Below are 11,401 nucleotides of genomic sequence, written 5' to 3'. Positions count from 1 at the left end.
CCTCGACCGTAATGATGTGCCGGGTAAAGTTCGAATTGATGTAATCAATCAAGGCGGCAAGCGTCGTCGATTTGCCGGAACCGGTCGGGCCGGTGACGAGGACAAGGCCGCCGCGCAAGTGGCCGAATTGCTTGACCACCGGCGGGATGCCGAGCTGTTCGAGGGTGAGGATTTTCGTGGGGATGAGGCGGAAGACGCAACCGTAGCCCTTCGTCTGCTTGAGAAAGTTGCAGCGAAAGCGCGAGTGCTCATCCATCTCGTAGGCGAAATCGAGATCGCCGCCTTCCTCGTAACGCTGCCAGCGCTCCGGGCCGCAGATCTCGCTCATCATGTACGACATTTCCTCGTTGGTGAGGGCTTCGTTGCGGATCGGCATCACTTCGCCATGCCGGCGAATCTTGGGCGGCTGTCCCTCGGCCAGATGCAAATCGGACGCACCGGCGTTGACGAGGACTTCGAAGAATTGGTCGATGTAAGCCATGGGGACTAGGAGGCGAAATGCTGCTTCATGAGCGTCTTCTGCTCGGCGCGAGCAAGGGCCTCTTCTTGCGAGATGAGGCCGGCGTCGTAGAGTTCGGCGAGGGAGTTGTCCATGAGCATCATGCCCTGTTTCTTGCCGACCTGAATGACGCCAGGAAGCATGTACGTCTTGGCTTCGCGGATGAGGTTGCCGACGGCGGGCGTATTGGTGAGGACTTCGAGGGCGAGCACACGGCCGCGTCCGTCTTTCCGCGGGACGAGCTGCTGCGAGACGATGCCGCGCAATGACTCGCTGACCATGGTGCGAATCTGCTCGCGCTGATCGACGGGGAAAACATCGAGGACACGGTCGAGTGTGCGGGAGGCATTGCCGGTGTGGAGCGTCCCCATGACAAGGTGACCCGTCTCTGACGCGGTGATGGCGAGCTGAATGGTCTCGAGGTCGCGCATTTCGCCGACCATGATGACATCGGGATCTTCACGTAGCGCCGCCCGCAAGGCTGCTCCGAAGGATTTGGTGTGGGAGTGCACTTCGCGCTGGGTGACATGGCAACCCTTCGATTCGATGATGTATTCGATTGGGTCTTCGAGAGTGATGATGTGGTCCTTGCGCGCGCGATTCACTTCCTCGACGAGCGCGGCGAGAGTCGTGGATTTGCCAGAGCCGACGGAGCCGGTGACGAGAACGAGACCGTTGTGATATTGCGTGAGCAGCTTTAGAGACTCGGGGAGACCGAGTTCATCCATTGTGCGCAGCTTTGTGCTGATGATACGGAAGACGATGTCGATGCCGATCCGCTGCCGCACGACGCTGGCGCGGAAGCGTCCGATGGGATTCGCATAGGCGAAATCGACGTCACCGCGGTCCATGAGGAGAGCCTTCTGCCCCTCATTTAGAAATCCCATGGCCAGCGCCTCGGTCTCCGCAGCGGTCAGGAAATCCGCCTGCAGCCAGATGGGTTCCAGGATGCCGTTGCGCCGCCAGATGGGCTGCGAATTGACCCCAAGGTGAATGTCCGAAGCGCCGGACTCCTGGGCGATCTGCAAGTACTGGTCGACGTGAGCGAGAGTATGAACGGGCTCGTTCGGTTGCTCCGGTTCAATCGGGGGTGGGGGAGGTGAATCTGCCATGCGCGCGCGGAAAATGGTCTCAGACAGTGGGGGTTGGCAACTCAAAGTTTACCGAGAGCGGCAAAACCTGATCGGCGGCACTTTCCAGCTTAGCGCCGGGTCGTTCCGCCGCGATTTCCCGCTTCGAAGTATTCGGCCACGCGACGGGTAGCCCAACCCATGATCGTTGGGCGGGCGATATCGAAGGCGATCTTCAGCGCTCCCAGCAGCAGGCCCGCCTTCTCGACCTTTTCGATCGTTGGCTCGGCATTCTTGCCCTTGCGAGGTGCCGCCGCTGGCGCTTTCCGGCGCAGGGGCAGCCGGGAGATCACCAGGCCGAGCAATACCGCGCCCCCGATCCAAACGGCGGGATGCGTCTTAAATGCCCGGCGCGCACGGGAGACAAAGTCCAGGTCGCGGCCCAGCGCGAGCGCGTTCCCAGTGATATGGGCCCTGGAGTGCGCGAGTGCGTCGACTAGTTCGGCTTTGTGTTCGTCTTCAGCCATTCCTGGTCCTTTTTAAGTTCTTCGAGCGTCAGGGGAAAGAGTGGCGCCCCCAGCCGCATCCTCGCAATGAGCAAGAGCAGCCCGGCGATGATGAAATGAAACAAGGCCGCCCCAGCCAGCACGCCGATCCACGCGTTGTGGTTGTCGAACAGCAACGCGATCAGAAAGACCAGCGCGAGGACGGCAAAGAAGTAGCCAAACACCACCAGAATCAGGCCGCCGATCGCCAGCCCGAGGATGATGGCGAGATGGACCGCCGCTTCTTTGCCCTCGATCCCCGCCAATTCGAGGCGCGCCTTGAGATAGGCCAGCTTGGCGGCCAGCAGTGCCGAAAGATGTCCGAACAACCCCGCTGCTTTCGCTTGGGGTATTTCGTCCGTGGTCGCTGCGGGCATGTGCCAGCGCTAGCGGCGAAACAGCATGCCGAGCACGAATCCCGCGGCCGCAGCCGTGAGGACGGCTTGGACCGGCTTCTCGCGAATGTAGGCTTCGCTGTCTTCCTGGAAAGTGCGCACGCGTGCGGCGGCATCGCCATAGGTTTGCTCTGCTTGCCCCCGGAATTCACGAGCGCGGGATTCGGCGGTCTCGCGGAACTCGCGCGTCTTGGATTCAGCGGCATCGCGCAGTTCGCGGGCTTTCGCTTCCGCAGCGGCGCGCAGGTCGTCCGCGGCGTGTTTCAAATGTTCCTTGGAAGAATCGACGGCTTCCTTGAGGTGCGACTTGGCAGCCTGGGCCGCTTCCTTGGCATGCGCCTTGGCACTTTCGAGATTCGAGTTGCTGGATTTTTCTTCGTCGGACATATCGCTTTTAGGGTTGGTGGACTTTTCTGGAGCTAAAACTCGTGGCCGGGGGCGTCGCGGTTTCATCTGATTCGTGGGAAGAGGGACAAGTGCGCGCGCCGGGCGCTCATTGTTCCCGGAAAATAATGCGGGCCTTGCTTAAATCATAGGGCGAAAGCTCCACCTCGACCTTGTCGCCGGGCACGATGCGGATGAAGTGCTTGCGCATTTTGCCCGAGATATGGGCGAGCACGACTGCGCCGTTGGGAAGCTTCACTCGAAACATGGTTCCGGGGAGGACATCCTCGACGACGCCTTCGGTCTTGATCGCGTCTTCTTTCGCCATGGGGCGTTAGGATGCCGGGCTGCGGCTCGAATGCAATCCTACAGTAGGATTGGCGGATGATCGCCTTTCTGCACGGTTTTAGGCGCCGGTTTCGCAATCGATCCAGCGCACCAGCGGCCCGAGGACTTGCTGGCCATCTTGGTGCCAGGTGGCCGGCGGGAGCTGCATGCGGCCGACTGGGCAGATGCGGGAGACGCCCAGATCGGCCAGTTTGCGGGCATTTTCGATGGTCGGGGGCCACATGCCGGCGCAACTCAAGTGCGGCCGCACGGGCGCGAGCGTCCCGGCGAAATCCTCCGGAAATGGCTTCACGAAAATGAAGCGATTGAGCGGGGAGCGTGGAAAACCGGGCGTGGCGTCGAAGGCCACGGTCCAGCCAGTCGAGTTGACGCTTTCGAAAACGGCCACCGGTTCGTCGTTGGCGAGGCGGAAGGCCAGATCGGCCCGCTCCTGGCGGATGGCATTGGCGTCGGAGATCGAAAGCGCGCCCCGCGGTTCGTTGGCGTGCACCCTTTCCATTTCGGCGGCGAGTTTGGCCGCGTAGGCGAGTGGTTCCTGGGCGACGAAAAAGACGTGCGGGGAGAGGCAGCCCTGCTGGTCGAAGATGGAGGCATCGCGCGCTGCTCCGGCCGCGGAAGAGAAGTCCGGGTCGTCGAAGACCACGCCGAAGCTGAGCCGGTGGCCGTGGCCCACGAAGAGCTGTCCGGGCCGAATGCGTGAACGGATTTGTGCGAGGGTGTGGTCGTTGCCGAAGACAATGACGGCATCGGCTTTTTCCAACCATTCTTCGGTGAGTTCCCGTTTGATCTCCACTCGCGCGGCGAGGTCCTCCGGCAACAGGCGGCGAAACTCCTGGATTTCCATCAGGCCGTTGGTCGGGATCTTGCAGAGATTGTGGGAGCCCAGCAGCAGCCCGCGCATCAAACTCTGAAAGCCCGCGGCAGGCGTATTGCCGCTGATGATGTGGAGAATCGTCGCCGGCCCGACGGCCTTGGCGAAGTGGTCGCCATACGGCTGGAAATCGTCGAGTGCTTCCGCACTTCCCAATTCCGCGCGGAGCAGAGCCAGAAGGTCCTGCGCCGTGACATTGCCCAAAAAAGGAAATTGCGATGCCACCTCGGCGAGTTGCTCGGCACACTCCCGAGTCTTCGAGCGCGGGTCGGGTGGAAGGTGCACGATCTGGGAAACCGGTTCAGGAAGGACATGCAATTGTCCCGCGTCCCTGCCGTGGCCTTCCGGATTACTGATTAATGGATTGGAGAATTCGGATTCCGGATCCTGTTTCCAGGGACCGACCAGCTTTTTCCACGCGCTTTGCGCAAATCCCCGTTTCTTCATGGCATATTCCCCGCCTGGTAGCCACGCAGAGCTTCATCTGCTGCGCGTGAACACCCGCGGGGCAACGCTCCCGGGTCGCGACCGAGCAGGGTGAAACCGCGCTCTTCCCGAACCGCGAGGTCCTGCGTCTCAATGGCGAGCGACGAGCCGAGATTGGCCAGGTCGAAGAGCTGCAGGATGCCCGTTTCGCCGATGGATACTTCCTTTCCCGTCTCGGGATCGATGACCAATGCGCGCAGCCACGGCGGCGCCTCGTGCGGCCGGTTCAGGCCGCGCGTGTAGCATTGGGAACTCAATTCAGTCATGCCGTATTCGTTGAGGATTTGGTCCGGGGCGAGGTCGAGGTATGTGCCAAACATCGCATACAGATCCGGCTTGGGAATGTCACGCCCGCTTCCTTTATAGCCGCCGGTTTCCAAGGCAAAACTGCCCGGCGCCAGTGGCCGGCGCTGGTCGCTGAGTTGCTCAAAGAGATTCAGGAACGCCAGCGCGGTACCCAGGATGGCGACTGGTTTTCCGGGCACGAGTTCCTCGAAGATAGCCGCGAGATCGAGCTGCCCCTCCTCGGTGACGCAAAAGCGTGCCAATCCGCGGGCTGCGAGCACGCCCAACATGTGGCTGAGCGAGGAGTGCGGCGCCTGGACCGGCGGTGGAGTGAGGATCACTGTCCGCCATGAGGGCAGCGCCAGCCGCTCCCAGCCGCGCAGGATGGCGGCGTCGTAAAGCCGCGTGGTGAGAAAGTGGTGCTGGCCACGCGATTCCCCGGTCGTCCCGCTGGTCAGGAAGGTCGTCGTTACGAATGCCGGCGGAGCGACCGACAACCGGAAGCGCTTGAACACGCTCTGGGGCACGGCGGGAATCTCCCGCCAATCCTGGATCTCCAGCGGGGTCCCGCGATGGGCGCAGTAGTTGGCCAGCGGCTCGTTGTGCCGCCGTTGAAATCGATGCACCGCCAGCGCGGCGTCACGAAACGCCGCGTCATCGATCGCGCCCCCACTGATCAGCGAGGCGATACGATTTTCCAGTGCGAGATATTCGACCATCGAAGACGACGTTAGCATCATCCAGCGCCCAGTCGCTATTCCCCGATAATCTTGATCAGCGCGCGCTTGCGCCGCCTGCCGTCGAACTCCCCGTAGAAAATCTGTTCCCACGGCCCGAGGTCGAGCCGCCCGGCGGTGATGGCCACGACGACCTCGCGACCCATGATGGTGCGCTTGAGATGGGCGTCCGCATTGTCCTCGCCGCCGTTGTGGCGGTACTGGCTGTGGGGCTTCTCCGGCGCGAGCTTTTCCAGCCACACCTCGAAGTCGTGATGCAGCCCGCTCTCGTCATCGTTGATAAAGACGCTGGCGGTGATGTGCATGGCATTGACCAGGCAGAGGCCTTCGCGCACACCGCTTTCCCGCAGCGCGGCGTCGACTTCCGGTGTGATGTTGATCAATTGCCGCCGTTTGGGCAGCTCGAACCAGAGTTCTTTACGAAAGGATTTCATGGGACGTGGGCGGCCAGCATTGAGTCGCGTACACGCCACTGGCGATGCAAAACCGCGCAAGGAATCATCGTGGAGTGGTTTGGATCGGTTAAGTTTAACAAAAGTGATTATTTTTTAAGGACAGGGCTTGCGAGCCGGCGGTGCTCCTACTACACCCATGGCCGCTATGAATAGTTCCCCCCGCTTTCGCCTCTTCCTGATGATGGTCCTCGAGATTGCCATCTGGGGAGCATGGCTGCCGCTGATCTTCGGGTATTTGCCGAGCCTGGGGTTTTCGGCCACGGAGCCGCCGCAGGCGATTGCGGCTTTTGTGCCGAGCTTCCTCACCTGGCTCTTTTCGGAGCAGGGCATGATTCTTAATGCGTTCCCCGTGGCGGCGGTCATCGGGATGTTTTTCAGCAATCAATTCGCCGATCGTAATTTTGCCGCGGAGCGTTTCCTCTCGTTCAGTCATTTGATCGGTGGGCTGGCGATCCTCGGGTGCGGATTCACGAAGAGTTTTTGGCCATTTTTCTGGCTGATGTTCGTCCACTGCCTGCTTTACGTGCCGACGCTGTCGATCACGAACTCGATCGCCTTTGCCAACATGAAGGATCCGCAGAAGGAGTTCGGGATCATTCGCATGGGCGGCACTGTGGGTTGGATCGCGGCGGCGTGGCCGTTTACCTTTATCCTCGTGGATTGGGCGAAGGTGGATGCGATGCATCCACAGGGGATGGTGGCGTGGTTCGGCGCCGTGTTCGCTTCCGGTCTCAAGGGCGAAGCGTTCCAAGCGGCGACGCGGTGGACTTATATCGTATCGGGCGCCATCTCGCTGGCCCTGGCGCTCTTCAGTCTCACTCTCCCTCATACGCCGCCGAAGCGAAAGGAAGAGGGCGCCGCGGAGAGTCTGGCCTGGCTCGAGGCGGTGCGTTTGCTGAAGCATCCGTTCGTGCTCGTGCTCTGGATCGTGACGTTCATCGATTCGTTTGTGCATAATTGCTACTTCAACTGGACTGGGACATTTCTCGGGACGGACCCGGCGCACGGCGGCGTGGGCATCGCGAGCAACTGGATCATGCCGGTCATGACGATTGGCCAGGTGGCGGAACTTATCACCATGCTCGTGCTGGGTGTGACGCTGAAGAAGCTCGGGTGGCGATGGACGATGATCCTGGGTATCATGGGGCACGCGGCCCGGTTTGCGGTGTATGCATTCTTCCCGAAATCGCCGGGGCTCATCATCGCGGTGCAGCTTCTCCACGGCATCTGCTACGCGTTCTTCTTCGCGACGGTCTATATCTTCGTGGACGCTTATTTCCCGAAAGATGTGCGGGCCAGCGCACAGGGCCTTTTCAACGTCATGATTCTCGGGATCGGCGCGCTCGTCGCCAATTCGATCTGCCCACGGCTCATCCAGCAGACTTTTGCGCACGACGGGCTCGTGGATTTTCGGCATCTGTTCCTCGTGCCGTGTTATGCGGGGATTTTTGCGATGCTGTTGCTGCTGATCGCATTCCATCCGCCAAAGAATGTGGAAGCGACAGGTGGCCCCGGCAGCGCGCCGCATTGAGCGCGGCGTGTTTGATCACCAGGAGGCGCGGAGTTCTTCCGGCGTCGCCCCGCGTTCCCGCAGCGTCCGCAGACTGAGGGCGTCGTGGCGCTTGGCGAGGCGTTGGCCGTGTTCGTCGTTGAGGAGGGCGCAATGATGGAAGGTGGGCTCGGGTTCGCGGAGGGCGCGGTAGAGCAGGAGCTGGCGGCAGGTGGACGTGAGCAGATCGGCGCCGCGGACAACCTCGGTGATACGCATGGCAGCGTCGTCGACGGTGCACGCGAGTTGATAGCTGGGCAGGTCGTCCTTGCGCCACACGAGGAAGTCGCCGAAATCGCGACCGGCCGTTTCTGCGTGCGGGCCGGTGGCGCTGTCGACGAAGGAGACCGTCTCGCCTTCGGGGACGCGGAAGCGCCAATTCACGCCGACGCGTGGTCGATCGGGTGACGCGCCGCGACAGGTGCCGGGGTAGAGCGGTTCTTCCTCGCCTTGATGGGGAGCGGCCAGCGCGCGCAGGACATCCTGGCGGGAGCAGTTGCAGGGATAAAGAAACCCGGCAGTACGCAAGCGCTCGAACGCGGCGATGTAGATTGGCAGGCGCTCGCTTTGATCGTAAGGCACGTACGGTCCGCCGATGGCCGGGCCCTCACTCCAGCGCAAACCAAACCAACGCAGATCCTCAAACATGGCTGCGACAAATGGGGCCCGGCAGCGGGCGCTATCGAGGTCGTCGTTGCGCAGGATCATGGTCCCGCCGGCAGCCTCGGCGCGTCCTTGCGCGATCCAGAACGTGCGGGCGTGGCCGAGGTGCAGGTAGCCGGTAGGCGAGGGCGCGAGACGGCCGCGATAACCGGTCGCCGCACTCACCTCACGGCGCGACTGGCTTCAACTCCTGATCGTAAACGATGACCTTGCCGATCTTGTCTAACTCCGGCTTGATTTCCTTCGCTTCGCCGACCACCACGATGGCGACGTTTTCCGCGGTGAGATATTTCTTTGCCAGCTCCTCGACTTGCGCGGGGGTGACGACGCTCATGCGGTGCGCGTAGGACTTGTAGAAATCGGCCGGCAGCCCGTAGAGGTCGATGTCTTGCACGCGTTGCGCGGTGCGCGACGTGTTTTCGAGGCTGAGGAGGTAATTGCCCACGTTATATTGGCGCTGGAGGGCGATCTCTTCCTCCTTGGCGGGCTCATCGCGGATGCGGGTGATTTCCTTGAGGATTTCCGCGACGGCGGGAGCGGTGACTTCGTTGCGCGTCTCGGCGGTGGCCTGAAAAGCGCCGGCGAGCTTTTTGTAATCGAAGGCCGAGCTCGAGCCGTAGGTCCAGCCGTGCTTCTCGCGCAGGTTCTGAAACAGGCGTCCGCTGAATCCACCGCCGAGCGTGGCGTTGACGACATTGAGTTCAGGCAGGTCGGGATTGTTGCGGGGCGGGGCGTCGCTCAGCACGATGATGTTCGACTGCACGGAGCCGGGGCGATCCACGAGATGAATCGTGAGACCCTTGAGCACGGGCACTTTCCCCAGCTTGAGCGCGGGCACCTCGCCTTTCTGCCACGAGCCGAAGGTCTTTTCGATGAGCGGCAGGATGGCGTCGGCCTTCACATCGCCGACGACGGCGAGCGAGGCGTTGTTCGGCAGGAAATGCGCCTTATGAAAGGCCACGAGGTCTTCGCGCTTGATGGCGGTGACGTCCTCCGGCTTGAGGTAATCGCCGTAGGGAAAATTGCCGAAGACGACCTTGCCCGCGAGCTTACCGGCGAGGCTGGAAGGTTGCTGCTTTTCGGCCTCCAATCCCGAGAGGGTCTGCCGCTGGACGCGGGCAAACTGATCCGGCGCGAAGGAGGGATGCAGCACGGCATCGGAGAGCAGGTCGAGAATGCGGTCGGTGTATTTGGTGAGACCGCCGGCGGCGACGGAGATGGCGTCGTCTCCGCCCGAGGCTTCGACCTTCACGCCGATGGAATCGGTCTCGAGGGCGAACGTGGCGGCGTCGCGATGTTCGGTGCCGCGATTGAGCAGGCCGGCGACGAAGCCGGCCGTGCCCTTCTTGTCGCCGTCGGCGATCGAGCCGCTGCGGATGATGAGGCGGAAGGTGACGGTCGGCTTGCGGTCGTCTTCGATGACGAAGACTTTGAGCCCGTTGGGCAGGGTCACGGTGCGGTAGTCCGGAAACGACGCGGTGGGCGCGGGATCGGGGGCCGGTTGCTTGGTGCGGTCGACGTCGGCGAAAGCCGTGGCCGCGACGCTGGCGAGCAAAAGAGGGAGAAGCTTTTTCATGGCAGAAGGAGGAAGAAGGTTACTTGGTGGGAGGCGCACCGGCGGCGGGATAGCGCAGGATGAAGACGTTGTCCTTGCCAAGGTATTTCTGGGCGACGCGCTGCAAGTCCTCGCGCTTCACCGCGAAGTAGCGGTCGAGCTCGGTATTGATGAGATTCGTGTCGCCGTAAAAGGTGTGGTAGCGGGCGAGATTGCGGGCGCGGGTGGCCATGGTGCCGAAACCACTGGCGAACTCCGCCTCCTCCTGATTGAGCGCCTTGCGATATTCCTCCTCGGTCACGCCTCCGGACTTCACTTTCTCCACCTCCTCGTCGATGAGCGTGTCGAGCTGGTCGAGAGTCACGCCTTGCTGGCCGGTGGCGAATACGCCGAGCATGCCGGCGTTTTCGAGGAGGAAGGGGAAGGCCTCGACGTTGAGCGCGGCCTGCTCCTTTTCCACGAGCCGCTTGTAGAGGCGGGAACTGCGGCCGGTGCTGAGGATGTCGCCGAGCAATTGCAAGGCGTAGGCATCGGGATCGGTCTCCGGCACGGCGTGCCAGGCGTGCATCGTCGCATTGAGCGGCGTGTTGGCCTTGACCACATCGTGTTTCACCGGCGCGGTCGGGTCCGTCAATTTCACCGCAGGGCGCTTGATCTCCGGGCCTTTCGGAATCGGGCCAAAGTAGTCGGCCACGAGTTTCTTGGTTGCTTCGAGATTGAAATCGCCGGCGATGGCCAGAGTGGCGTTGTTCGGCAGGTAGTTGGTTTTGTAGAAGTCGCGGAACTCGTCGATCGTCGCCTGGTCGATGTATTGCACGGAGCCGATCGGCACCCAGGCGTAGGGCGTGCCGGCGAAGACGAGTTGGGCCAGTTCCTCGAAGAGCGAGCCGTAGGGCTGGTTGTCGTAGCGCATGCGCTTTTCTTCCTTCACGACCTTGCGCTGGGTCTCGACGCCCACTTCATCGATCTTGGAGTGCATCATGCGCTCGCTTTCGATCCAGAGGGCGAGCTTCAGCTCGTTGCTGGGCACATTGAAAAAGTAATCCGTCTGGTCGAAGGAGGTGCTGGCGTTGAGGTTGCCGCCGGCGCCGGAGATGTACTTGTCGATCTTGGCGCGGGGGATGTTGTCGCTGCCCTCGAACATGAGGTGCTCGAAGAAATGGGCGAAACCGGTGCGATCGGCGCGCTCGTTCTTGCTGCCGACATGGTAGAGGACATACGTCGCGATGACGGGCGCGGTGTGGTTTTCGTGGAGAATGACGTGCAGGCCGTTGGGCAGGTCGTATTCGACGAACTGGATGGGCTTGAGCACGATATGCTGCGGCGCCGTGGTGAGGAGGGTGGTCTTTTGGACGAGCGGATCGACCTTGATGACCGGCTCTTTGACCGGAGCGCCGTTGACGGGAGTCAATGGAGTGGTCTGGGCGAGGGCCGAAAGCGGGAGGGCGAGCGCGCAGAGCGCGACGGCGAGTTTGGTGGGAGACATGCGGGGTGTTGTGACAGGCGGAAGTGTGGGGCGTTCAGAATCGGCGGGCAAGTTTTCGCGTGTTTTCGTTTTG

Annotated in this window: 13 protein-coding genes; 1 reads left to right on the top strand and 12 read right to left on the bottom strand. The window is 61.9% G+C overall.

Features of this window, described 5'->3' with window-relative positions:
* The 9 genes from ABJF10_RS10550 to ABJF10_RS10510 all read right to left on the bottom strand — a co-directional run.
* A partial coding sequence (locus tag ABJF10_RS10550) for an ATPase, T2SS/T4P/T4SS family (protein WP_348544523.1) occupies positions 1-481 on the bottom strand: 481 nt, incomplete at its 3' end.
* Positions 482-486: 5 nt separating this feature from the next.
* Positions 487-1,611 carry a PilT/PilU family type 4a pilus ATPase gene (locus tag ABJF10_RS10545; protein ID WP_348544522.1) on the bottom strand — a complete coding sequence of 375 codons (1,125 nt, stop codon included), beginning with the start codon at positions 1,609-1,611 and terminating at the stop codon, positions 487-489.
* Positions 1,612-1,700: 89 nt separating this feature from the next.
* Entirely contained in the window at positions 1,701-2,096 is a 396-nt protein-coding gene (locus ABJF10_RS10540) for a hypothetical protein (protein ID WP_348544521.1), read from the bottom strand.
* On the bottom strand, positions 2,066-2,491 hold the full coding sequence (locus tag ABJF10_RS10535) for a phage holin family protein (protein WP_348544520.1): 426 nt from the start codon (positions 2,489-2,491) through the stop codon (positions 2,066-2,068). The genes ABJF10_RS10540 and ABJF10_RS10535 overlap by 31 nt, the downstream gene beginning before the upstream one ends.
* A gap of 9 nt (positions 2,492-2,500) precedes the next feature.
* Positions 2,501-2,896 carry a hypothetical protein gene (locus ABJF10_RS10530; RefSeq protein ID WP_348544519.1) on the bottom strand — a complete coding sequence of 132 codons (396 nt, stop codon included), beginning with the start codon at positions 2,894-2,896 and terminating at the stop codon, positions 2,501-2,503.
* A gap of 106 nt (positions 2,897-3,002) precedes the next feature.
* On the bottom strand, positions 3,003-3,221 hold the full coding sequence (gene infA / locus ABJF10_RS10525; protein WP_348544518.1) for a translation initiation factor IF-1: 219 nt from the start codon (positions 3,219-3,221) through the stop codon (positions 3,003-3,005).
* 78 nt (positions 3,222-3,299) lie between these two features.
* On the bottom strand, positions 3,300-4,397 hold the full coding sequence (locus ABJF10_RS10520; RefSeq protein WP_348544517.1) for an acyl-CoA reductase: 1,098 nt from the start codon (positions 4,395-4,397) through the stop codon (positions 3,300-3,302).
* Positions 4,398-4,555: 158 nt separating this feature from the next.
* Positions 4,556-5,602 (bottom strand): hypothetical protein, encoded by a 1,047-nt coding sequence (locus tag ABJF10_RS10515; RefSeq protein ID WP_348544516.1) that lies wholly within the window; start codon positions 5,600-5,602, stop codon positions 4,556-4,558.
* 35 nt (positions 5,603-5,637) lie between these two features.
* The gene (locus tag ABJF10_RS10510; protein WP_348544515.1) at positions 5,638-6,054 is read right to left on the bottom strand and encodes a secondary thiamine-phosphate synthase enzyme YjbQ; all 417 of its coding nucleotides are present in this window, start codon (positions 6,052-6,054) and stop codon (positions 5,638-5,640) included.
* A gap of 166 nt (positions 6,055-6,220) precedes the next feature.
* Here ABJF10_RS10510 and ABJF10_RS10505 point away from each other — a divergent pair, with 166 nt between their 5' ends.
* Positions 6,221-7,606: an MFS transporter gene (locus tag ABJF10_RS10505; protein WP_348544514.1), complete on the top strand. Its 1,386-nt coding sequence runs from the start codon at positions 6,221-6,223 to the stop codon at positions 7,604-7,606.
* Positions 7,607-7,621: 15 nt separating this feature from the next.
* Here ABJF10_RS10505 and gluQRS read toward each other — a convergent pair whose 3' ends face one another.
* The 3 genes from gluQRS to ABJF10_RS10490 are packed head-to-tail and all read right to left on the bottom strand — an operon-like array spanning position 7,622 to position 11,328.
* Complete coding sequence (gluQRS, locus tag ABJF10_RS10500; RefSeq protein ID WP_348544513.1) at positions 7,622-8,452, bottom strand: tRNA glutamyl-Q(34) synthetase GluQRS; 831 nt, start codon at positions 8,450-8,452, stop codon at positions 7,622-7,624.
* 1 nt (position 8,453) lies between these two features.
* On the bottom strand, positions 8,454-9,863 hold the full coding sequence (locus ABJF10_RS10495) for a pitrilysin family protein (protein ID WP_348544512.1): 1,410 nt from the start codon (positions 9,861-9,863) through the stop codon (positions 8,454-8,456).
* 19 nt (positions 9,864-9,882) lie between these two features.
* Positions 9,883-11,328, bottom strand: a complete 1,446-nt coding sequence (locus ABJF10_RS10490) for a pitrilysin family protein (RefSeq protein WP_348544511.1) — start codon at positions 11,326-11,328, stop codon at positions 9,883-9,885.
* Positions 11,329-11,401: the final 73 nt, after the last annotated feature.

This window comes from Chthoniobacter sp. (assembly GCF_040003245.1).
Lineage (GTDB): Bacteria > Verrucomicrobiota > Verrucomicrobiia > Chthoniobacterales > Chthoniobacteraceae > Chthoniobacter.
Note: the sequence above shows the minus strand (reverse complement) of the source record. Positions and strands in the feature narration are given on the sequence as shown.

What these genes read in the sequence shown, in the direction of transcription:
- ABJF10_RS10545 (WP_348544522.1), bottom strand. Translation starts at nt 1,611, where the DNA reads ATGGCAGATTCACCTCCCCCACCCCCGATTGAACCGGAGCAACCGAAC.
- ABJF10_RS10540 (WP_348544521.1), bottom strand. Translation starts at nt 2,096, where the DNA reads ATGGCTGAAGACGAACACAAAGCCGAACTAGTCGACGCACTCGCGCAC.
- ABJF10_RS10535 (WP_348544520.1), bottom strand. Translation starts at nt 2,491, where the DNA reads ATGCCCGCAGCGACCACGGACGAAATACCCCAAGCGAAAGCAGCGGGG.
- ABJF10_RS10530 (WP_348544519.1), bottom strand. Translation starts at nt 2,896, where the DNA reads ATGTCCGACGAAGAAAAATCCAGCAACTCGAATCTCGAAAGTGCCAAG.
- infA (WP_348544518.1), bottom strand. Translation starts at nt 3,221, where the DNA reads ATGGCGAAAGAAGACGCGATCAAGACCGAAGGCGTCGTCGAGGATGTC.
- ABJF10_RS10515 (WP_348544516.1), bottom strand. Translation starts at nt 5,602, where the DNA reads ATGGTCGAATATCTCGCACTGGAAAATCGTATCGCCTCGCTGATCAGT.
- ABJF10_RS10510 (WP_348544515.1), bottom strand. Translation starts at nt 6,054, where the DNA reads ATGAAATCCTTTCGTAAAGAACTCTGGTTCGAGCTGCCCAAACGGCGG.
- ABJF10_RS10505 (WP_348544514.1), top strand. Translation starts at nt 6,221, where the DNA reads ATGAATAGTTCCCCCCGCTTTCGCCTCTTCCTGATGATGGTCCTCGAG.
- ABJF10_RS10495 (WP_348544512.1), bottom strand. Translation starts at nt 9,863, where the DNA reads ATGAAAAAGCTTCTCCCTCTTTTGCTCGCCAGCGTCGCGGCCACGGCT.
- ABJF10_RS10490 (WP_348544511.1), bottom strand. Translation starts at nt 11,328, where the DNA reads ATGTCTCCCACCAAACTCGCCGTCGCGCTCTGCGCGCTCGCCCTCCCG.